Genomic DNA, 21,717 nt, shown 5'->3' on the forward strand with positions numbered 1-21,717 from the left:
AATGCTACTTTTTTGAGTGACGATTCTATTTTCAATTAAAATTTACTTGCTACTTTAGCTGCTTCTTCAAGACCAGCTGTAATGATTTCTTCTGCTTTATCTGGGAATTGGTTATGTCCTTCAATAACTACTGTTTCCATGTTTGTTGCGCCGAAGAAGCCCATCATGCTTGCTACATATTTAACAGCCATTTCTACTTCTGCTGCGGGACCTTCAGAGTATACACCGCCGCGCGCGTTTAATAATGCAATCTTCTTATCTCCAATTAGACCAACTGGACCTTCTGGCGTATATTTAAACGTTTTACCAGCACGGTTTAAATAATCAATATATGTGTGTAACACTGCTGGAATCGTTAAGTTCCATAATGGGAAACCGAAAACGACTTTATCAGCTTCTAGGAATTGATTTAAATACTTATCAGCAACTGCTACTGCTTTTGCTTCCTCTTCAGTTAAATCAAACCCTTTACCAGCTTTGAATGTACCATTAATCATATCTACGCCTACATATGGTAATTCTTCTTTATATAAATCAAGTTCTACTACTGTATCGTTTGGATGCGCTTCTTTGTAACTTGCTAAAAACGCTTCATATAATTTTACACTAACTGCTTGTTCCGCTGGACGGTTGTTTGCTTTTACGAATAAAACTTTTGTCATTATGTTTTCCTCCTAGTACTAACTCTTCTGTTGTTATATGCTTTCAAAAAAGGTATCCCTTGTAATTTTTGTTTTGTTGCTTACAAACATATTTTATCTTTATATCAAGACAATTTCGTCCTCACATAGACGTATTTTTCCATAAAAAAAGTCCACCTTCTAAAGGCGAACTAGGTCTTACGACTTTCGTCTTATACAATTCCATTTTTTACTGCATATAATGCTGCTTGCGTACGATCAGATAAATTCAACTTACTCAAAATACTACTTACATGAGCTTTTACCGTTTTTTCCGTAATAACTAAAACAGAAGCGATTTCTTTATTACTCATCCCTTTCGCTAATAGCTGCAATACTTCATTTTCTCTCGCTGTTAACACATCCACTTGAATAGAAGGCTCTTCTTCCTTTTCTTCTACAGGTAATGTTTGAGAGAGAAGAGCATTTGCTATATCAGGATGTAATTGAATATTACCTTTATATGCACTTCGAATAGCCTCAACAAGCTGATCCGGTTCTACATCTTTTAAAATATACCCGCTTGCTCCAGCCCTTAATGCTGGTAACACATGCGCCTGATCAGAAAAGCTAGTTAATACAATTACTTTCACATCCGGATATTCTTTTTTAATACACGCTGTCGCCTCAACACCATCCATTTCGGGCATATATAAATCCATTAGTACAACATCAGGATTCGTCTCCCCTACTTTCATTAGTGCCTCTTTCCCATTACTTGCTTCTCCAACTAACTCTATATCTTCCTGTGTACTTAAGAAAAATGCTAATCCTTTTAAAACGACTGTATGATCATCAACTAACAATACTTTTATTTTCACAAACTTCCCTCATTTTCACATCATAATGGTACGTTTATTTTTACACTTGTCCTTTTCTTATCACTTACAATTTTAATTGTTCCACCGACTAATTCTACTCTTTCTCGCATCGTAGTCATGCCAAGTGATTTCTTCTCTTTTATATCCTTTTCTACGAAGCCGGTTCCTTGATCGACTATTTCTAATGATACATTCTTCTCCGTCACTTTGAAATAAATCGTCGCTTCTCTAACATTTGCATGCTTACTTACATTATTTAAAGCTTCTTGTCCAATTCTCCATAGCGCTTCCTCTACTACGCGTGGCAAATCACGGACACCTGTAACTTGTTCTCGAATTTTCAATCCCAAACTTTCACCATATTGCTTTAAAGCTGGTAATAATCCTTTCTCCAAACCCGCTGGACGTAATTGCCAAATTAACGTCCTCATTTCTTTTAAAGCTCCTTGCGCTAGTTCACGCATATCATGCAAAGATCGATCCACTTTTTCGTTTTGACCTTTTAAAACCGCCTCAGCGCCTTTTGTCATAAAGGTTAACGAAAATAGCTTTTGTGAAACAGAGTCATGTAAGTCCCTTGCTAATCGATTTCTTTCTTCCATTCGTACGAGTTCACGTCGTTGCTCATTTAACCTTAAATTTTCTATCACGAAAGAAATATGAGTTGTTATTGCTTGAAGTACATCTAACGTATTTACATCAAATTCACCATTATTTGAACTAACACATAAAACACCAAATATGTGAGTTTGAATCTGTATTGGGGTGGCGATAACCGTCCTATTAGAGGCAATCTTATGACTGATTTGATCGTTTAATAAAATAGGTTCACCTTTTTCTAACGCTTCTTTCGCTGCTTCTTTTATATCCTCCTGCCATTCTTCCTGGCAATAAGATGCCCGCAAGGATAATTCTTTCTCTTCCCTAATAAAGAATGCGACTTGATTCCACTGAAACACTTCACCTAATTGACCTACAACTTTTTCAGGCAATATATTAAATTGATGAATCGTTCTTAAAACTTGAATGAACCGTTCTAATTTCACATAATAATGTGCTCTTCGCTTTTCATTTTCATATAACTTTGCTCGTTTTAAAGCCGTTCCAATTTGGAAAGCAACTGATTGAAGCAATACTAATTCTTCTTCTGAAAAATGTGTTTTACCTGGGCTTGCCACATTTAACAAACCAAATTTTTCTCCTCCAGCCTTTAAAGGAACCGTAGCATGATGAAGAATTCCTTCTGTATCTCCCCAATTATATTCAATTGCATTATTAATTCTTTTACATTCAATAATATTAACAGCTCGTTCTAATTTTCCATCCACAAAGCCACGTAAACACCAACATTCTCCTTCACACATCGGACGTTTGTTTTCATATGTAAGTGCCTCTGGTAATTGATAATCAATTAATTTTGTATACCTACCATTTTCATCCGCAAGAAATATCCATCCTGTCGTTAAACCTGTTACACTCAGCAATTTTTCTAGTACTGCTTGCAATACATGATATGTATCATTTGATGTATTTAGTGTTTCTGCAATCTCTTTTAATATAACTAATTCATTTGTACGATTCTCTTGAAACATAATTCGTCTCCTACATACAAGATTTTACATAGTTCCTAACATAAATCATCTACTTTTCACTTTGTACTTATTCGTAACATTGATATAATGGTGAAAACATAGTTTTCATTATATCACCTGAGGGGGCTTTTCATAATGACATTAAATAAAGCACTTACTATCGCTGGTTCTGACACAAGTGGCGGTGCTGGTATACAAGCAGATTTAAAAACATTCCAAGAACTTGGTGTGTACGGAATGACATCTCTTACGACAATCGTAACGATGGATCCACATAACGGTTGGGCACATAACGTATTCCCAATCCCAGCTTCTACATTAAAACCACAATTAGAAACGACAATTGAGGGCGTTGGCGTAGATGCTTTAAAAACAGGTATGCTTGGATCGGTAGAAATTATTGAAATGGTTGCTGAAACAATCGAAAAACATAATTTCAAAAATGTAGTAGTTGACCCTGTTATGGTATGTAAAGGTGCTGATGAAGCATTACATCCTGAAACGAATGATTGCTTACGTGACGTTCTTGTTCCAAAGGCATTAGTTGTCACACCAAACTTATTTGAAGCTTACCAATTAAGTGGCGTAAAGATTAATTCTCTTGAAGACATGAAAGAAGCAGCGAAAAAAATCCATGCTTTAGGTGCGAAATATGTCCTAATTAAAGGCGGTAGCAAGCTTGGTACCGAAACTGCAATCGACGTCCTATATGATGGAGAGACATTCGACATTCTAGAATCAGAAAAAATTGATACGACAAATACACACGGCGCAGGTTGCACATATTCTGCTGCAATTACAGCAGAACTTGCAAAAGGAAAACCTGTGAAAGAAGCAGTAAAAACTGCTAAAGAATTTATCACAGCTGCTATCCGTTATTCATTCAAGATCAACGAATACGTAGGCCCAACACATCACGGTGCATATCGTAAATTCGTTGTATCAAAAGAGCTTGTCTAACCTATAAATAAAAACACCCACAGAGTGTGTATTTCCCCTCTCTGTGGGTGTTTTTATTTATAAGCTCTTCTGGTCATCTTATCTTTAAGATGCAGAACTGACCTGATTTCTACCATTTCTTTTGGAGTAATATAATGCATCATCAGCAGCTTGAATAAATTGCTCTGGTGATTGTTCATATACTGAAATTCCTACTGAAACTGTAATTTTTATTTTTGTTCCATCTAACAATTGGAATGAATGTTTTTCAACAGCTGCGCGAACTTGTTCCCCCTTACGCATTCCGTAAGCTAATCCCTTCTGTGGTATAAGAAGCGCGAACTCCTCTCCGCCCTTTCGAAAAACCAAATCTGGAAACGTTGAAACTTCTCGTAAAATACGCCCTATTTGTTTTAATACTTCATCTCCTGCAGGATGCCCGTACGTATCGTTTACAGACTTAAAATGATCAATATCTATAAGTAGTAAACAAAGTGAATCATTTTTCATGCGCTTATTACCAATATGATGATTCATTTCTAAATCAAACTGCCTTACGTTTCCTAACCCTGTCAATGCATCTATCGTTGCATATTGCTTCATCTTTTGAAATAACTCATTGGATTGCAATACATAATTCGCGCTTATAAATGTGATATATGCTGCAACACTACTACAAGCTAAATATAATGCTACTATAGACATATCCTTAAACAGCATAGAAAGTGGCACCGCTAAAATAAATAAACTATATACATTAAACCAGATCCATCTTGTAAACATAGAAACTTTCATCCGCCAAATGAAAGTAACCCCAATACCTATCAATACAATAGTATAACAAGCCAATTCAGAGGCTAAAGAGTACTCGGTTAAAAATAATCGGGTAATTAAAATAATCGTAACTGTTATACTACTAGCTATCGGACCTCCAATTATAATTGCCAAAATAACAGCTAAATAGCGTAGATCTAACATAATATCCCCAATATGTACGCCAAAGTACATCAACAGTACACTTAATATTCCAGTAAAAATACCTACTACACATTTCTGCCAAAAAGAGAACTCTTCTTTTAACGGTTTATCTCTTAAAAGCTGACCTCCAATAAAAATAAAGGAAAGAATAATGGTTGTGTTTACAAATAAGTCCCTTAACATAAAATAATCTCCCTACTTTTCTATCTATCCCTTTCCTTATTTTATTGTATACGAAATCCCTATAATTCCCAAAGATTTTTATTTATTTTTTGCTGTTCCACGTGAAACAGCAAAAAATAAAAAGGACGAAAATTCGTCCTTTTCACTAACAACAGCGCGAGATTTTTCCGCCCTTTGCATTAAATCTTGCTTCTTGCGCTTCTGCAAAAAATTGTTTTTGACATACAACTTCTTTTTCTGGATGATGCTTTTTCATATGCTCTACATATGTTTCATAGCTTGGTACCCCAACAAGTAAGCTAATAAAGTGTTTCCTTTGTCCCCATACTTGCCGTAGTCTTTTAAGCATAGTTCCTCGACTCACTTTCATCTTTAGGGATATATGGTGCCTCTTTTAGCGGCATCGGCTTATTTCTTAATACTTGAATCCAAATTCGAATTGCAGAAATTAATACAGCGATTACAACTATCATAAAAATTCCACAAAGTGCCGCATCAATATAATCATTGAAAATAATTTGCTTCATTTGAGCCACATTTTTAGCTGGCGCTAACACTTTCCCCTCATCTAATGCTCCTTGAAACACCTTTGCGTGGGATAGAAATCCTATTTTAGGGTTTTCATGAAATAGCTTTTGATAACCCGCCGTCATCGTTACAATAAGCAATCCGACAGTTGGAATAAGCGTCACCCAAACATATGCCTTTTTTCCCATTTTGAACAAAATTGTCGTTCCAAGTAATAACGCAATACCTGCTAACATTTGATTTGCAATACCGAAAAGTGGCCATAATGTATTAATTCCACCAAGTGGATCAACTACCCCTTGATATAAGAAATAGCCCCATCCTAACACACATAACGTTGTAGCTATTACATTCGCTAATGTAGAATCCGTTTTCCCAAATGGCTTATATACATGCCCTAAAATATCTTGAATCATAAATCGACCTACGCGCGTTCCAGCATCAATCGTTGTTAAAATGAATAACGCTTCAAAGAGAATCGCAAAATGATACCAAAATGCCATCATGGCCGTTCCACCTATTACTTTTGAGAAAATATATGCCATACCTATCGCTAACGTTGGTGCACCACCTGTACGTGATAAAATCGTTTGCTCTCCAACGTTTACAGCGAGATCTTTTAGTTCATTTGGTGTAATAGCAAATCCCCATGAGGAAATAACTTGAGCTGCCTGCGAGACATCTGTACCGATAAGTGCTGCAGGACTATTAATTGCAAAGTACGTTCCCGGTGTTAATACACAAGCTGCAATCATCGCCATGGCTGCTACAAACGACTCCATTAACATTGCTCCATAACCGATTGGCTGTGCGTGTCCCTCTTGCTCAATCATCTTCGGCGTCGTACCTGATGAAACAAGAGCATGGAATCCAGACACTGCACCACAGGCAATAGTAATAAATAAGAACGGGAATAAATTTCCAGAGAACACAGGACCAGTTCCATCAATAAATTTCGAAACTGCTGGCATTTGTAAATCTGGTGCTACAATTAAAATACCGATTGCTAATCCTACAATTGTTCCGACTTTTAAAAATGTACTTAAATAATCACGTGGTGCTAAAAGCATCCAAACTGGTAATGCCGATGCGATAAATCCATATACAATAAGCATTATAGCAATTGTTTCTCCGCTAAACGTGAACATGCTTGCAAGCGCTGGATTTTCCGCTACATACTGCCCTCCAATAAGAGAAAGTATAAGTAGGATAATTCCAATTACTGACCCTTCACCAACCCGTCCAGGCCTAATGTAGCGCATATATACTCCCATTAAAATAGCAATAGGAATCGTTGCTGCTATCGTAAACATTCCCCAAGGGCTTCCGACAAGCGCCTTTACTACTACTAATGCTAATACTGCTAATAAAATAATCATAATGCCTAAAATACCAATCATTGCAATAAGTCCTGTAACAGGACCAATCTCATCTTTAATCATTTCACCGAGAGATTTACCATTACGTCTCATCGAAGCAAATAAAATGACAAAATCCTGCACAGCTCCAGCGACAACTACCCCTACAATAATCCATATTGTCCCTGGCAAATATCCCATTTGTGCTGCCAAAATCGGTCCTACTAAAGGACCAGCCCCAGCGATTGCTGCAAAATGATGCCCAAATAATACCCATTTATTTGTCGGAACATAATCTTTTCCATCATTTAATGTATGAGCTGGCGTTTGTCGATTATTATCTAAACCGAATACCTTTCTCGCTATAAATCTACTATAAAAGCGATAAGCAACTGCATACACACATACCGCAGCTACTAAGAGCCATACAGCATTAATAGTTTCACCTTGTGATAAAGCTATTACACCAAAAGCCCCGGCTCCTACTGCTGCAATAACTCCCCAAAGTAAAATCGACTTCAATGTTCTCACATACAATCCCCCCAATACTATTTCTTAGTGGGATTGTACTAAATTTTCTGAATATTTAACTTGAATCCTCCCTATCATGAAGGATTTTTAGTTTATCATGTTAAAAAATTCGCATTATCTGCTATAATTCAATTTTATTTCGAAGTCGTTTCACATAATTACGACTTACTGGAATCGGTTGCTCATCATATTTATCTAAATACAGATTATATGTGCCATTATAGTAAGGCTTTAACTCTTGTACATATGACATATTAATTAAATAACTTTTATGCACACGTAAAAAATCATATGCATTTAGCTTATTTTCTAGCTCCTGGAGTGTATATGTTGAAATATACTGATTATTTGTTGTATAAATTGAAACTGTTTTGTTTTCCTTATTTTTGCTTACATATACAATATCTTCAGGGAAAATATACCGAATCCCCTCTTGACCTTCTATCGGTAGTTTACGCAAATAGCTCTTTGCTTTCTCACCTTGCTCTTTAGCCATTCTATATAAAAGGAATTGCAAATCTTCCTCGCGAAATGGGCGTAGTAAATAATAAACTGCTTGAAAACGAAATGCTGTAATGGACTCTTCTATATCTTCACCCATAAAAATAAATTTCGTATAACAATTTACTTCCCGTAATAAACTTGCATATTCAAAACCCGTTCCATCTAGTAATTTTGAATTTAAAAAAACAAAATCTGGTGTATGCTTCTTCATCATAAATAATGATTCTGTTCCTGTATTTGCTTCAAAACATTCTACATTCCTTATATTTTCAGTAAATTTTTCAACTAAACTTCTTCGCTCTTCTGCATCTTCCATGATCAGTAAAATTTTCATTTCTTCAACCACCTAATTCTTTTGTCCGTATGTCCTGTTGTATACATTCGCTTTTATAAGGAACATTCCCTTTTTCTTACTATACCATTATTTATCTAAAAAAACAGAAAAAAGGGAACCATCATGGTTCCCCCTGCCCTTTTTTCCGTTATTTGTAGGCAGTAAAACCCACTGAATGAGAAAACATGGGCTCTTAGTTTTACTACTCTAAAACATAATTGGTACGGACTAATAATTGAGATCACTTACCGATTAAAGTTTTACCTTATACTAATTCTCGTTGTTTCGTTTCTTGCCCAAGTATAATTACAGCAAATACGCCTATTAAAATTGATCCACAGAAAATCGTAAATATTAGTGATAGTGAAGCCTGTAAAGCAACTAAATATCCTACTAATAACGGTCCAAGAATACCACCAATACGACCGAATGCTGCCGCCATCCCTGCACCTGTACCACGAATAACTGTTGGGTATTGTTCAGGTGTATAAGCATATAATGCACCCCAAGCACCTAAATTAAAGAATGATAGTAACATGCCTGCTACGATTAATACCGTTAATGACTCTGCCACTCCAAATAAGTAAGCACTGCAAGCTGTACCAATTAAATACGTAACTAAAACAAACTTACGACCAAGACGTTCAATAAACCAAGCAGCTGTGAAATAACCTGGTAATTGAGCTAACGTCATAATAAGTACGTATTGGAAACTTTTTATTAAACTAAATCCTTTTAATACCATTACACTAGGTAACCAAAGGAACATGCCATAATAGGAGAAGACAACAGAAAACCATAAAATCCATAACATAATTGTTGCCTTACGATATTCTCCAGACCAAACTGACTTTATATTTTCGATAACGGATGGCCTTTTTTCAACCTTTTGGAATCTTGGAGAATCCGGTAAATTCCACCTTAAATATAAAGCATATAGTGCCGGAACCGCACTCAATATCATCGCAACTTCCCAACCATATTTCGGTATAACAAAATACGAGATAAGAGCTGCGATTAGCCATCCACCTGCCCAAAAACTTTCTAATAGCACAACTATTTTGCCACGTTCATGTGCTTCAACACTCTCCGATACTAATGTAGAAGCAACTGGAAGTTCTCCACCAAGCCCCATACCAATTAAAAATCGTAAAACAAGGAACATAGCAAGTGTCGTCGTTAAAGCCGTTAAACCACTACCGATAGAAAATAATAATAATGTAATAATAAAGACTGATTTCCGCCCTATTTTATCTGATAGTATTCCAAAAACGAGCGCCCCGACCGCCATACCAATTGAATTAATACTGCCTATCCAGCCCATTTCTTGGGTACTTAATCCCCAATCTTTTTGCAGCGCTACCATTACAAATGAAAGCATTCCAACATCCATTGCATCAAATAACCATCCAAGCCCCGCTATACCAAGTAGCTTTCGCTTCGAAATTTCTTTCACCTTGCCCACAAGAAGTCCTCCTTACACAGCTGTCTTTACACATCATTTTACATGTGTGAATTGTATAAGTAAAATACTTTCGGTAAAAAATTCTCCTTCATCATTCCCAAAAAGTAAAATACTTATCCGACTATTTGAGGGCAGTAAGACCCCTCACCTCAAAATTCAGCTGAAGCAAAGAGAGATAGATAAAAAAACCATGGCCATTAAACACCCGATTAGTGAGTGTCCGCAATCGGTAGTAGATGAATAAAAACGCACTTTATTAAAAATGGACAAATAAAAAAGTAGCGATAGAACGCTACTTTTTTGAACGCATGACTTCTTTTAAAAATTCCGCTAATACTAACTGACGACGCCAACGCGTTGGATTGCTACACAATCTATAAAACCACTCTAAATGGATCGCTTGAATCCATTTTGGTGCACGTTTTACCTCTCCAGCCCATACATCTAAACTTCCGCCTACTCCAACGGCCATTTTCGTTTCTAAACGATGTTTATTCGTTTGGATAAAGTTCTCTTGTCTCGGGAAGCCAAGTGCAACAAGCAATAAGTCTGGTTTTGCCTTTTGAATACGAGAAACAATATTCTCTTCTTCTTCTTGTTTAAAATACCCATCTTGTATACCCACAATAGATACAGCTGAATACGTCTTCGTTAAATGATCTGCTGCAGCTTGTACAACATGCGGTTTTGCACCTAATAAGAAAACTGATACTGGTTTATTGTCTTCTGATAACGCCGCAAGTAAATTACACATTAAATCAAAACCTGCTACACGTTCCTTTACAGGTGTACCTAACATACCACTTGCTTTTACGACTCCAATACCATCAGGTGTAATTAAATCTGCATTTAATAATGTTTGATGGAATGCTTCATCCTTTTTTGCACACATAACAATTTCAGGATTTGCTGTTACTACCTGAAAAGTATGTGTTCGCTCCACTTCTAGTTGTTCTTTTAAATATTGGATCGTTTCATCCATTGTCATTGTAGAAAAAGGAACGCCTAGAATATCAACTGTTTGTACTGCCATAGTTAACTATCCTCTCTATCATTACAAGTTTTTCGCTATTAATTGCTTATATGTTTCCTTTGTATCTTCATATAGTTTTTGAAGTGAGAAGTTCATAATAGCATGCTCATAAATATGTTTCCCCATTGCTGCTAATTCTCCAGTTTTCCACTTATCATACGCTTCTTCTAAAGCTAATGCTAATGCCCTTCCATCATCTGTTGGCACAATCCATCCATACGTTTCATCTACAATTAATGGTTCAATTTCTCCAGCCCTAGTCACAATTGATGGTACGCGTTGATTTGCCGCTTCTAATAAAACTAGTGGAAATCCTTCACTATGGGAGGTTAATAAATTCACATGTGACGACGCAAATAATTGTTTTACATCTTGACGATGCCCTAAAAACTCGACTTTATTATTAATCCCTTTTTCAGTAGCCAATGACTTTAGATTTTCTTCTAACGGGCCATCGCCAACTAACAATACTTTAATTTTCTCTAATTTTGTTCGTTGTAACGCATCGAATAGAACTTCATGTCCTTTCACAGGATGCAATCGTGCTACTTGGATTGCCGTAAATACATCTTCATCAATATTGAACATTTCTTTTTTATTATAACCTTCTGCTTTTTCCTTATCGTATTCAATTCCATTATAAATAACATGCATCTTTTCATTAGAAATACCTAAAGCAGCTAAACTTTTCTTTAATCTATTTGTTACAACAAAAAATAAATCTATATTTTTTAAGGCTTTCAAATTCAATTTCGTAAAAATCCAACCTTTTAAGCCTTGTTTAGTAAAGTCTTCAAATGGATCACTATGAATAGTCGTTACCCATTTTGCCGTTATTCTCTTTTTCATTAAAGAAACATAGAAATTAGCCCTAGGACCATGCGTATGAACTATATCAAATTTTTCATTATTAATGAATTCGCTTATATTCTTTAAAATAGATAAATCATAGCGGGATTTTTGTGAAAACACATGGACTTTTATCCCTAACTCTCTTGCTTCTTTCGCAACAATTCCATCTTCAAATACCGCTAATTCTACTTCACCAGTTGGAAACTGATCGAGAAGTGAAATAATATGTGTTTTCCCTCCCCCATCTTCTGCTCCTGCATTCATATGCAATATTCTCATATTTTTTCCTCCTTTAAATCCTCGCCACATTTCCATCTATCTTTATTTTACTGTACTAAAAAATAAAAGCTAACAAAAGTTAGCTTTTATTTTAATCATTCAATTTCTAAGTCTACAATTAGATAAGCTAACACCACTACAAAGTAGATCCCAACTCCTGGTGCTGTTAAAATATGTCCTGCAATATAAGCAATACCTAATGCTAACAATAAGCTTGCTGCAATCATTCCATATTTTATATTAAATATCTCTTTAAACCTTGTAATAAATACTAGTAGGATTCTTAAGCCGTAATAAATAAATGGAATCATTAGTAATGCAAAACCAATAATCCCAAAGTCATAAAACCAATCATGGAAGTCCATTTCAATTAGCTTTGGATCTGGCTGCTTTTGTTCATTATATTTAAAATTACCTGCATAACCCATTCCTAATAACTTTTGTGACGTTGGCGCTTCTTTAAAGAACTGCTTATGTCTTTCTTCATATACTTGACGTCCGCTGAAAATAAGATTTTCTTGATTTTCTTTCTTTTGCTCTTTCTCAAGCTCTTTCTTAACTTCCTCTTCTATCTTTGCCTTTTCTTCTGGCTTTTCAACTTTATGATGGTTTTCTTCTTTTGCTTTAAGTTCTTGCTCTTTTTTCAGCTTCTCTTTAATTTCTTTTTCTTTTTGACCTTGCTGTGCCACATTTTGCTCTGATAAATAGTTATTGTGAATGCCCATATTTTGTGCTAATGGCGTTTGTTTAAACGTTCCAACTACACCAGCTAATAGGACAATAGCAATTACTGCATTAAACGCAAGGGATTTTTTGTTCGGATTTTTTCTATCAAATAATAATTGTAGTACAATGATCCCGATTGCTGCCGCTAACGTAGCACCAATTGAGCCCATTCCTACTTTCGTACCGACCTGAATTAATGAGTAAATCATTAAAAGCGATGGAATCCAATATAAAACGTGTTTCCAGCTCTTTGTTTTTTGAATAGAATATAGTACCACAATAGGGAAAATAATAGCTAAGATTGAACCTAGTTCATTCCCTGCATAGAACCAACCTCGAGAACCTACCTTCATCCATTCATAACTACCAAAGTCAGTAGATGTTGAAATAGAAATAACCATAATTGCGTTAATGATTAATGTAGAATATACAATACTATTTCGAACCTTATCACTAATATTAACTTTCTTTTTCAATGATTTTAAAGCTAAAATGTATGACCCCAGCATGATATATATATATAATGCTTTCGCAACGAATTTAACTTCTTCACCAAGTACAATAGGATCCTTAACTAGTTTGTTATTAATAAATCCTACCCCTAAAACTCCGGCTAATAATATCAGATAAATTAAAAACTTTCTATTTCCCTTCTCTTTTGCCTGAATTAAAATATAAATGCTACCAACAGCCATAATAAGGAATCTTACTAAAATTCCAACGGTAGCACTTGACTTTAATAAAGTGATGCTAAGAGACGTTAATAAATCTAAAACAGGCTGTAAAATAATAAAAAAGAGCAAAAAACGCTCAAATCTAACCCTAGCTTGATTTGCTAACATTCCAAGACCTCCATACAAAATCTTAACATTATCTTTTAATCATAATTTTTTATCATTCAAACACACCTAGCAATTATAACATAACTCATATTCAAATCGAGAACTATTTTTCCAGCTAAAACTAGCCAGGACAAGTATTAATCAGTAATAGAAATTACTGTTCTTTCGCTATACTCCTTATTTTTACAAAAGCTATCTAACAACCATCCCCTTATTTTTGTCAGTATATACATATTTTCTTATCATTTTATACAGATGTAAACAACATACCTACCATTGTAACATTTTACCAAGTAGGTAACACCAAAAAATGTAAAATTAATCTTTTCATATCTTTATCAAATTACTTTATAGCTATTTTCCAAACATTTTCAAACGCTTTCTTTATGTATTTTATCCATTTTTCTACATGTAGCGAAAAGTAATTGTTATTTCCAATACTTTAGTGTATATTTTTTCTCTGGAACATCTTTAAGAGGAAGGGATTAAGGCCATGTTATTAATCGATATATTTACGTTTCTTGGCATTATCGCCGCTGCCATTTCTGGTACATTAGTTGGTTTAAAAAAAGATTTAGATTTATTCGGTGTCCTTTGTTTAGCTGTAGCTACTGCGCTCGGCGGCGGTATTATTCGTGATATTATGATCGGTAACCTGCCTCCCGTCGCATTTGTTAAACCCATTTACTTTTTCGTAAGCGTATTATCAGCATTATTTACTTGTATGTTTTTTGAGCGTATCAATAAACTTCAAGTTGTTATTATGCTTTCTGACGCTGTTGGCTTAGGCGTTTTTACAGCTATTGGTGCAAATGCGGCAATGTCACATCATGTTGACGCCTCATTTTTAGTTGTTTCAATGGGAGTTATTACAGGTATTGGAGGCGGTATTTTGCGTGACATTTGCGCTCAAGATATCCCCTACGTCTTCCGAAAAGAAATTTACGCCATCGCTTCTATTTTAGGGGCAATTAGTTTCCTAATCACATATGCAATGGGGGCACACGTATTGGCTTTCTATGTTTGTTTATTAGTAACATTCATTATTCGTGTTGTCACTGTCATATATAATGTACATTTCCCAGTTTTCTTTAAAACACATGCTAAAATTAATAAAGGTCATTAAGAGAATTCTATATGGAATTCTCTTAATTTATATACTATTCTACACACTAATATAGAGTAATTGTATATAAAAATATATAATTATATTAGAACCAAAAATGAAAACGCTTTACAAATAGGGGGAAGAACGATGCTTGGGGTTTTTAAAAAACATAACAATAAAACAAACGTAAGTATACTTGAATTAAGTAAGAATCAACAAATCACTTTTAACGTTCCTACTAATTCTGAACTGAAAATTCAGATGGATATGCTACATATTTCAAAAGAAGATTTACAAATCGTAAAGGTACTACAGCCTTTTATTTATGAAGAAATTGATTGGATTACTGAAAAATTCTATTCCAATATTACAAAACAGCCTAATTTAATTACGATTATCGAACGTTATAGCTCTATTCCAAAACTAAAGCAAACTTTAAAAACACATATAAAAGAATTATTTAGTGGAGATATGCATGAAGACTTTATTGAACAACGTGTTAGAATTGCAAAAAGACATGTACAAATTGGGTTACATAGAAAATGGTATACTGCCGCTTATCAAGAATTATTCCGCTCTATCATGAAGATTTTAAAAACGAAAATTACAACAATTGACGATTTTTCTTATTCTATAAACGTAATAAACAAATTACTTACTCTTGAACAAGAACTCGTTATTGCGTCTTATGAATCTGAATATGAAAGAATGCAAAAAGAACTTGAAAAAGAAAAAGAAATAACAGCTATGACCATTACGCACATTGCAACAGAACTAGCATCTGTATCTGAAAAAACAAGCGCTTCTATTCAGCAGTTAACCGCTAAATCTGAAACGATTGTAGAAATTGCTAAAACAGGTACGTCATTAGCTACAACATCAGAAGAAAAAGCAAATAAAGGTAAAGAACAATTAAATGAGCAAAATAAACGAATGGAATACATTCAAACGAACATGGAAACGATTATTACAGATACACATGAACTTCTCGATATTTCTAACAAAATTAACGAAATTATAGATATTGTAAAATCAATTGCCGAGCAAACAAATTTACTCGCACTAAACGCTGCAATTGAATCTGCGCGTGCTGGGGAATTTGGCAAAGGCTTTTCTGTTGTAGCTGGAGAAATTAGAAAGTTATCAGAGCAAACGAAAGAATCTATATTTAATGTTACAAAGCTCGTTGAAAAAACAAATGAACAGATTGTTCGTGTCTCTTCTTCCGTGAAACAAATTAGCTCTCTCGTATCTGAAGGAACTGATAGTATGTCTGCAACGGATCAATACTTCCAAGAAATCGTAAAAGACATGTCTAACTCGAAAGAACAGAATAAAAAAATTGAGAATGAGTTAGAAACCATTTCACAAGTAATGAAAGGAATTCAAGACGATTCCTCAAAAATGGCTCTAACAGCCGATAGTTTACAACTGGAATTAAATCGATAGAGTGAAGTTTATGTCAGTAGAGATATTTTATTCCTGCTGACTCTTAGCTTTCATCTTCTATCCATAAAAAAAGAATCCAAACTGGATTCTTTTTATTTTCTGAAAAATATTTTTTGACAATACACATAACTCATATAAACACCAAAGCTTTGCAAAATAAACAATGCTGGCACAATAAGATTATAATATGCCATATCGACTTGGAAGAGCTTTAACAATACGTATCCGCTAATTAACAATAAGAACAACATATATCCCTCATTTTGTTGTTTCTTAATAAGAAAGTGTAATAGAGCTATAGTCATAAACAATGTTACCGCTATATATATCAGTTTTTCACATTTGAAAAGAGTAGAATTTATCCCCTCATCTGAAAACTGATTTATCACCGGTTCTAAAAGTTTAAATCTTTCTCCCTCAATCTCTTTTAACTTCTGATCAATATGCTCTGTTACACTTTGATTTTTCGATACTTTTTCCTCACGTTGCGCTTTTCCAATTAAGACAGATTGAACATACGTCTCATTCGAAATCGTATATTGTGACAGTCCCATTGTCTTAATTCCATAATTCACACTAAAATGAGCACTATAAAACAGAATAAGTATCCCTATCGTCTTTAGTAACACTTTTTGTTTCGTTGCTGATTGAAGCGCTTCAATTAATAATACATATATCGTGATAAAAATAGGAAGAAATAATCCCATTGGGAAAATCATATTACTACATGCAAATAAAATCGCTGAAAACACCCACATATAAGGATGATCTAATCCTTTATATAAAAGTATGTAACAAGCAAAATAAAATAAAAATATTGCAAGTGACTCAGGAGTTAATACGGAACTCATGAATATATTTGGAATATACAGAGCATAAAATGTGGAAGCAATACGACCGCATTCTTCTCCAAAAACCATTGCCGCAATACGATAAATAAAAAATGCAGTTCCTGCGCAAAATAACACATTAAATAGTTGTAAAGCAAATAATGTATCACCAAATATACGAATAATTACTGACTCATATATAATAAACGGCAAATGAGTTATAGTCCCTATATTATTACCAATTGCAATCTCCTTTGCAGACTCATACATCATTTTCATATCACCAATTATTGGAGCGTCTACAAATAACAGCATACTAAGCCTCACAACTATAGATATACTTATAAGAAAAATAAGAAATTGTTTGTCTGTAAAACGATATTGTAGAATTGTTGCCACTAACAAAATGAGTATGACGAAAATTGCCAATATGATTGTTACACTTGTTGTACTTCCTCCAAAAAATTGCTTACTTGTCTCAAATGCTGTCCAACAACTATAAACAAAAAATGCGAGCATCGCACCAATCGTAATTTTATTGAAGAAAGATGAAAAATTTGTTTGTATATGATTCATATGTCCATTGCACCTCTATTTCCATTCATAACAAAACGATTCTATCATGAATGGGTACACGGCTGATAGGGAATTTCTATGACAAATACATAGTCATTACTTTTTACTTGCAATGTAAGCGAATCCTCTTTTACACTACATTTTAGATAAAATAAATTTTCTTTCAGTTACATGAATACAAATACAGAAGTTTAAATAATCCTCTTTTGGAATACGCTTTACTTTATTAAATATCTAATATGAGTAATCCACTTACACATATTATTCTGATTGAAAACAGACTATAGGGGCTGAATATATGGAAAAGAAATTCATGCGAGAATCAAAAGCAATTAAAACAACACGTGTTTTTCCTAACGATTTAAATAATCACCAAACACTTTTTGGAGGGAAATTATTAGCAGAAATTGATAGTATTGCTTCAATTGCGGCTGCAAGACATAGTCGTAAACATTGCGTAACAGCATCTATTGATTCAGTTGATTTTTTAACTCCAATTCACCAAGCTGATTCTGTTTGTTATGAAGCATTTGTATGTTATACAGGGAAATCTTCAATGGAAGTTTTCGTAAAGGTAATCGCAGAAAATTTATTAGCAGGCGAGCGTAGAATTGCTGCCACTTGCTTCATTACATTTGTGGCAATAAAAGATGGAAAACCTTCGTCCGTACCACAAGTACTTCCTGAAACTGAAGAAGAACATTGGTTACACACAACCGGTTCAGAACGCGCGGAAAATAGAAAAAAAGGACGTTTAAAAAGTAAAGAAATGGCTGAGGTTTTAACTTTAAATAAACCTTGGAATATTTAATACGATACTCTTCCATATACATGCATAGGTTCTTTCTTCCTTGCATGTATTTTTTATGCAAAATATTCCCCCTTATCCTTTTATTCTCAATCTGTCCTCTTAAATCATGCACCAGCTTTTCCTTTATTTTGTTATACTGTTAATGGTATATTAAAGAAAGTTCGTTTAAAAATAACCATAATATGATTAAGTATATAAGGGATGGTGCGGTAATGACTATTGAAGTACCAATTTCAATACCAAAAACGTTAATTATTATTCCAGCGTATAACGAGGAAGAGGCAATTGCAGATACATTAACAAGATTATTAAAACTAAAACAGCATTTTACTGGATTAAGCATTTGCGTTATTAATGATGGATCACACGATAAAACAGCTCAAATCGTAAAAGAATTTCCTGTTCACCTTGTGAATTTACCATATAATCTAGGTATTGGCTCAGCTGTACAAACTGGATATAAATACGCATATGAGAATGGATATGATATTGCGATTCAGTTCGATGCTGATGGACAACATAACCCAGATGATTTATATAAAATTATAAAGCCTATCGCTGAAGATGAATGCGATATGGTACTAGGGTCACGTTTTACAGAAAAAACAGCATATAAAGGTAGTATTTCCAGAAGAATCGGTATTTTTTATTTTACTGCCCTATTGAAAGTACTAACAAAACAAACATTTATGGATCCAACTTCTGGATATCGTGCTATCAATCGAGAAGTAATTACAATTTTTGCACACAATTATCCAAAAGATTATCCAGAACCAGAAGTTCTTATTCATTTAAAAAAGAAAAAACTTCGCATTAATGAAATATCTGTAAATATGCAAGAGCGACAAGGTGGACAATCTTCTATCACACCTTTTAAATCTGCATATTACATGATTAAGGTAAGTCTTGCTATATTGATGCAAAAAATCGTGAAAGGTTGATAATAAATGCCTATAATTACCTTTTCATTCATCTTTATTTTATTATTATTATTATTAATTATTAATTCTATTCGTCGCGGAACTTTAGAAACGAAATATGCTGTTTTGTGGATTTTTGTTTGTATTGCAATGGCTATTTTAAGTTCTACCGATAAAATTATAAACTGGATTGGAAAACTACTAAAAGTAGAATATCCCCCTTCCATTTTATTTTTATTTGGATTATTATTCTGTTTCATCTTAATTTTTGATCTAACAAGAAAAATTTCTAAACAACATCATCAACTTGTAACATTAACGCAAGATTATGCGTTACTAAAGCAAAAACTACATGCAACTGAGCCAGACAAAGATTAACCTATCATTTCAATTCTTAATACAAAAGCCTCTTACTTTCATATTAAGAGTTGAAGGGCACTCCACTTGTTAGACATATTCTAACAAGTGGAGTGCATTTTTTATGGCTCAATTTTCTTCAACAGAAAAAATCCAAGTAGTGAAACAATATTTGGATGATACAGAAAGCGAAAAAATAATTGTTAAATCTATAGGAGTTACTCCATATAGCGATATAAATAATCAATAATTATATTTCTTAATCAAAACCTCCCATAATAGACTACCTATTATTCCAAGTATACAGCTCCAAACAGAATAACTATCTTTTATACACATTATAAATAATATAAAAAGTTGATTTACAAAGTTTATATGCGGTAAACTTATACAGATGTTCTTGTTCTTACTTTTAAAATTTTAGAATAAATATTTTGGTGCATTACAAAATTAAAAATATATTTAGAAGGGTTCTATTATGCAAAAATCAATTGCTAAAAATATTATATACAAAATTTTATTAAACATTTTCAATGTCATACTTCCAATTCTTGTTGGCCCCTATGCTTATCGTACACTAGGTGCCTCTTCGATGGGGAAAGTGAACTTCTCTGAAACAATTTTTACTTACTTCTTCATTTTTGCTGTATTTGGCATCCATCAATATGGATTAAGAGAAATTAGTGCCATTAAGGATAATAAAAAGAAATCTGAACAATTATTTACTAGTTTATTTATATTAAGTATCTTCACGAATTTATTAACATTTGGAGCATATTTACTATTTAGTTACTTCGGATATGCGGAAAAAGGTTTATTTTATATCCTCCTCATATTTGGATTTAACTTTATTGCAAATATTTTTTATGTAGAGTGGCTAAATGAAGCCTACGAAAATTTCGACTTTATTACATTAAAGACCATCATTGTAAAATTAATTTATGTCGTAATGCTTTTTATCTTTGTACAAACTGCTCAAGATTTTTATCAATTTACAGGACTATTAGTACTTTCTAATTTCTTAAATAATATTATTAGTTATATATATATAAGACGCACTGTAAAATTCGATTTTTCAAATATTACTATCAAAAAACATTTAAAACCATTATTATTAATCGCCATCTTCTCAAATGCGCATATACTTTATACTCACTTGGATCGCTTCTTCCTTGGAGAATACGTAGGCGAAAAATATGTTTCTTTCTATGTAATGGCTTTTCAAATTATGTCTATTATTAACTTACTCATGTTAAGCGTTATACAAGTAACCTTACCAAGGCTTTCTTACTTATCCGAAGGTGATGATGAAACAGCATATGATAAATTATTAAATACAATATCTCAACTTTATTTCATCACCTTATTCCCAGCAGCTATAGGAATTATCATTGTCTCGAATTTAATTGTTGTAATCTATGGCGGCGCACAATATGCTGCTGCTGGACCTACATTGGCTATTTTTTCTGTTTACATGGTTATATTAGGTATCCAATCCATTCTTGGAAATCAAATTATGTACATTAAACGTAAAGAACATATATTGGTACGTGCGCTATTAGTATTTGGGGTTATAAATATTATACTTAAAGTAATACTGCTAAAGATCAATTTATTTACACCAACGACAGCAACTTTGACAACAACAATTGCAACGCTATTACTTGTTGTGTATATATATTTTTATATCAAAAAATCTTTAAAGGTAAACTATCACCTATTTACGATGGCCAACTTTAAATATTTATTCTATTCCCTTACATTCTTTCCAATTTCTTATGTAGTTCAACTATACGTGTCAGGAACAATTCCTTTATTTCTAGCATTAGTTGTCACAAATGGACTTGCATATACTCTATTGCTATTCCTGACAAAAGATGAAATCTTATTCATGGCTCTTTCTAAGTTAACATCTAAATTTAAAAAATCTTAAAGACGTAATAAAAAGAGACGTACCATTCACTTTTGAATAGCACGTCTCTTTTCTTATTTTTAAACTTATAAAAACTGTTCTCATTATA

General features: G+C 33.6%; 20 protein-coding genes and 1 pseudogene. 9 read left to right on the top strand and 12 right to left on the bottom strand.

Translation table 11 applies throughout. The features are described from left to right. Positions 1-35 precede the first annotated feature (35 nt). The 3 genes from ACTFR9_RS18305 to ACTFR9_RS18315 form a co-directional block, all read right to left on the bottom strand. Positions 36-662 (bottom strand): FMN-dependent NADH-azoreductase, encoded by a 627-nt coding sequence (locus ACTFR9_RS18305; protein WP_000170050.1) that lies wholly within the window; start codon positions 660-662, stop codon positions 36-38. Positions 663-853: 191 nt separating this feature from the next. Then, on the bottom strand, positions 854-1,501 hold the full coding sequence (locus ACTFR9_RS18310) for a response regulator (RefSeq protein ID WP_000695784.1): 648 nt from the start codon (positions 1,499-1,501) through the stop codon (positions 854-856). 20 nt (positions 1,502-1,521) lie between these two features. Beyond that, the gene (locus tag ACTFR9_RS18315; RefSeq protein ID WP_000485091.1) at positions 1,522-3,093 is read right to left on the bottom strand and encodes a GAF domain-containing sensor histidine kinase; all 1,572 of its coding nucleotides are present in this window, start codon (positions 3,091-3,093) and stop codon (positions 1,522-1,524) included. Positions 3,094-3,228: 135 nt separating this feature from the next. Between ACTFR9_RS18315 and pdxK the strand changes: the two genes are divergently transcribed. Continuing rightward, positions 3,229-4,053, top strand: coding sequence for a pyridoxine/pyridoxal/pyridoxamine kinase (gene pdxK, locus ACTFR9_RS18320; RefSeq protein WP_000174249.1), 825 nt, complete (start codon positions 3,229-3,231; stop codon positions 4,051-4,053). An 84-nt stretch (positions 4,054-4,137) separates the two neighbouring features. Here pdxK and ACTFR9_RS18325 read toward each other — a convergent pair whose 3' ends face one another. The 8 genes from ACTFR9_RS18325 to ACTFR9_RS18360 all read right to left on the bottom strand — a co-directional run bounded on the left by ACTFR9_RS18325 (position 4,138) and on the right by ACTFR9_RS18360 (position 13,645). After that, positions 4,138-5,193: a GGDEF domain-containing protein gene (locus ACTFR9_RS18325; RefSeq protein WP_000942885.1), complete on the bottom strand. Its 1,056-nt coding sequence runs from the start codon at positions 5,191-5,193 to the stop codon at positions 4,138-4,140. 145 nt (positions 5,194-5,338) lie between these two features. Then, the gene (locus ACTFR9_RS18330; protein WP_000919826.1) at positions 5,339-5,542 is read right to left on the bottom strand and encodes a YbdD/YjiX family protein; all 204 of its coding nucleotides are present in this window, start codon (positions 5,540-5,542) and stop codon (positions 5,339-5,341) included. Next, positions 5,535-7,610, bottom strand: coding sequence for a carbon starvation protein CstA (cstA, locus tag ACTFR9_RS18335; protein ID WP_001259567.1), 2,076 nt, complete (start codon positions 7,608-7,610; stop codon positions 5,535-5,537). Before cstA ends, ACTFR9_RS18330 begins: the two co-directional genes overlap by 8 nt. Before the next feature lie 121 nt (positions 7,611-7,731). Then, a complete protein-coding gene (locus ACTFR9_RS18340; RefSeq protein ID WP_000698252.1) occupies positions 7,732-8,448 on the bottom strand; it encodes a LytR/AlgR family response regulator transcription factor in 717 nt (238 codons plus the stop codon). A 265-nt stretch (positions 8,449-8,713) separates the two neighbouring features. Further along, complete coding sequence (locus tag ACTFR9_RS18345; protein ID WP_000521096.1) at positions 8,714-9,913, bottom strand: MFS transporter; 1,200 nt, start codon at positions 9,911-9,913, stop codon at positions 8,714-8,716. Positions 9,914-10,205: 292 nt separating this feature from the next. Then, entirely contained in the window at positions 10,206-10,946 is a 741-nt protein-coding gene (locus ACTFR9_RS18350; protein WP_000290741.1) for a WecB/TagA/CpsF family glycosyltransferase, read from the bottom strand. A gap of 21 nt (positions 10,947-10,967) precedes the next feature. Continuing rightward, on the bottom strand, positions 10,968-12,077 hold the full coding sequence (locus ACTFR9_RS18355) for a glycosyltransferase family 4 protein (protein ID WP_001221233.1): 1,110 nt from the start codon (positions 12,075-12,077) through the stop codon (positions 10,968-10,970). Between the two features lie 95 nt (positions 12,078-12,172). Beyond that, positions 12,173-13,645 (bottom strand): O-antigen ligase family protein, encoded by a 1,473-nt coding sequence (locus ACTFR9_RS18360; protein WP_000880772.1) that lies wholly within the window; start codon positions 13,643-13,645, stop codon positions 12,173-12,175. 493 nt (positions 13,646-14,138) lie between these two features. Here ACTFR9_RS18360 and ACTFR9_RS18365 point away from each other — a divergent pair, with 493 nt between their 5' ends. The 3 genes and pseudogenes from ACTFR9_RS18365 (at position 14,139) to ACTFR9_RS18375 (ending at position 16,202) form a co-directional block, all read left to right on the top strand. Then, a complete protein-coding gene (locus ACTFR9_RS18365) occupies positions 14,139-14,771 on the top strand; it encodes a trimeric intracellular cation channel family protein (protein WP_000924376.1) in 633 nt (210 codons plus the stop codon). A 249-nt stretch (positions 14,772-15,020) separates the two neighbouring features. Beyond that, a pseudogene (locus ACTFR9_RS18370) lies at positions 15,021-15,398 on the top strand (protoglobin family protein); the annotation flags it as partial. Next, positions 15,396-16,202: a methyl-accepting chemotaxis protein gene (locus ACTFR9_RS18375; RefSeq protein ID WP_369805093.1), complete on the top strand. Its 807-nt coding sequence runs from the start codon at positions 15,396-15,398 to the stop codon at positions 16,200-16,202. The pseudogene ACTFR9_RS18370 and the gene ACTFR9_RS18375, both read left to right, overlap by 3 nt. Before the next feature lie 92 nt (positions 16,203-16,294). Here ACTFR9_RS18375 and ACTFR9_RS18380 read toward each other — a convergent pair whose 3' ends face one another. Continuing rightward, positions 16,295-17,608 (bottom strand): ArnT family glycosyltransferase, encoded by a 1,314-nt coding sequence (locus tag ACTFR9_RS18380; RefSeq protein WP_001015645.1) that lies wholly within the window; start codon positions 17,606-17,608, stop codon positions 16,295-16,297. Between the two features lie 298 nt (positions 17,609-17,906). Between ACTFR9_RS18380 and ACTFR9_RS18385 the strand changes: the two genes are divergently transcribed. The 5 genes from ACTFR9_RS18385 to ACTFR9_RS18405 all read left to right on the top strand — a co-directional run bounded on the left by ACTFR9_RS18385 (position 17,907) and on the right by ACTFR9_RS18405 (position 21,629). Next, complete coding sequence (locus tag ACTFR9_RS18385; protein ID WP_000412121.1) at positions 17,907-18,419, top strand: acyl-CoA thioesterase; 513 nt, start codon at positions 17,907-17,909, stop codon at positions 18,417-18,419. A 212-nt stretch (positions 18,420-18,631) separates the two neighbouring features. Further along, the gene (locus tag ACTFR9_RS18390; RefSeq protein ID WP_000151538.1) at positions 18,632-19,360 is read left to right on the top strand and encodes a glycosyltransferase family 2 protein; all 729 of its coding nucleotides are present in this window, start codon (positions 18,632-18,634) and stop codon (positions 19,358-19,360) included. A gap of 6 nt (positions 19,361-19,366) precedes the next feature. Then, positions 19,367-19,717 (top strand): DUF2304 domain-containing protein, encoded by a 351-nt coding sequence (locus tag ACTFR9_RS18395; RefSeq protein WP_001121772.1) that lies wholly within the window; start codon positions 19,367-19,369, stop codon positions 19,715-19,717. A 103-nt stretch (positions 19,718-19,820) separates the two neighbouring features. Continuing rightward, positions 19,821-19,946 carry a hypothetical protein gene (locus ACTFR9_RS18400; RefSeq protein WP_000046732.1) on the top strand — a complete coding sequence of 42 codons (126 nt, stop codon included), beginning with the start codon at positions 19,821-19,823 and terminating at the stop codon, positions 19,944-19,946. Between the two features lie 228 nt (positions 19,947-20,174). Then, a complete protein-coding gene (locus tag ACTFR9_RS18405; RefSeq protein ID WP_001172390.1) occupies positions 20,175-21,629 on the top strand; it encodes an oligosaccharide flippase family protein in 1,455 nt (484 codons plus the stop codon). Positions 21,630-21,717 lie beyond the last annotated feature (88 nt).

Source organism: Bacillus cereus group sp. MYBK222-1 (assembly GCF_051916425.1).
GTDB lineage: Bacteria > Bacillota > Bacilli > Bacillales > Bacillaceae_G > Bacillus_A > Bacillus_A paranthracis.

Bases quoted from the DNA above. Each gene is read 5' to 3' on its own strand.
- ACTFR9_RS18330 (WP_000919826.1), bottom strand. From the start codon at position 5,542: ATGCTTAAAAGACTACGGCAAGTATGGGGACAAAGGAAACACTTTATT.
- ACTFR9_RS18355 (WP_001221233.1), bottom strand. From the start codon at position 12,077: ATGAGAATATTGCATATGAATGCAGGAGCAGAAGATGGGGGAGGGAAA.
- ACTFR9_RS18385 (WP_000412121.1), top strand. From the start codon at position 17,907: ATGGAAAAGAAATTCATGCGAGAATCAAAAGCAATTAAAACAACACGT.
- ACTFR9_RS18340 (WP_000698252.1), bottom strand. From the start codon at position 8,448: ATGAAAATTTTACTGATCATGGAAGATGCAGAAGAGCGAAGAAGTTTA.
- ACTFR9_RS18395 (WP_001121772.1), top strand. From the start codon at position 19,367: ATGCCTATAATTACCTTTTCATTCATCTTTATTTTATTATTATTATTA.
- ACTFR9_RS18390 (WP_000151538.1), top strand. From the start codon at position 18,632: ATGACTATTGAAGTACCAATTTCAATACCAAAAACGTTAATTATTATT.
- ACTFR9_RS18400 (WP_000046732.1), top strand. From the start codon at position 19,821: ATGGCTCAATTTTCTTCAACAGAAAAAATCCAAGTAGTGAAACAATAT.
- ACTFR9_RS18315 (WP_000485091.1), bottom strand. From the start codon at position 3,093: ATGTTTCAAGAGAATCGTACAAATGAATTAGTTATATTAAAAGAGATT.
- pdxK (WP_000174249.1), top strand. From the start codon at position 3,229: ATGACATTAAATAAAGCACTTACTATCGCTGGTTCTGACACAAGTGGC.
- ACTFR9_RS18380 (WP_001015645.1), bottom strand. From the start codon at position 17,608: ATGAATCATATACAAACAAATTTTTCATCTTTCTTCAATAAAATTACG.
- ACTFR9_RS18305 (WP_000170050.1), bottom strand. From the start codon at position 662: ATGACAAAAGTTTTATTCGTAAAAGCAAACAACCGTCCAGCGGAACAA.
- ACTFR9_RS18365 (WP_000924376.1), top strand. From the start codon at position 14,139: ATGTTATTAATCGATATATTTACGTTTCTTGGCATTATCGCCGCTGCC.
- ACTFR9_RS18325 (WP_000942885.1), bottom strand. From the start codon at position 5,193: ATGTTAAGGGACTTATTTGTAAACACAACCATTATTCTTTCCTTTATT.
- ACTFR9_RS18350 (WP_000290741.1), bottom strand. From the start codon at position 10,946: ATGGCAGTACAAACAGTTGATATTCTAGGCGTTCCTTTTTCTACAATG.
- ACTFR9_RS18360 (WP_000880772.1), bottom strand. From the start codon at position 13,645: ATGTTAGCAAATCAAGCTAGGGTTAGATTTGAGCGTTTTTTGCTCTTT.
- ACTFR9_RS18405 (WP_001172390.1), top strand. From the start codon at position 20,175: ATGCAAAAATCAATTGCTAAAAATATTATATACAAAATTTTATTAAAC.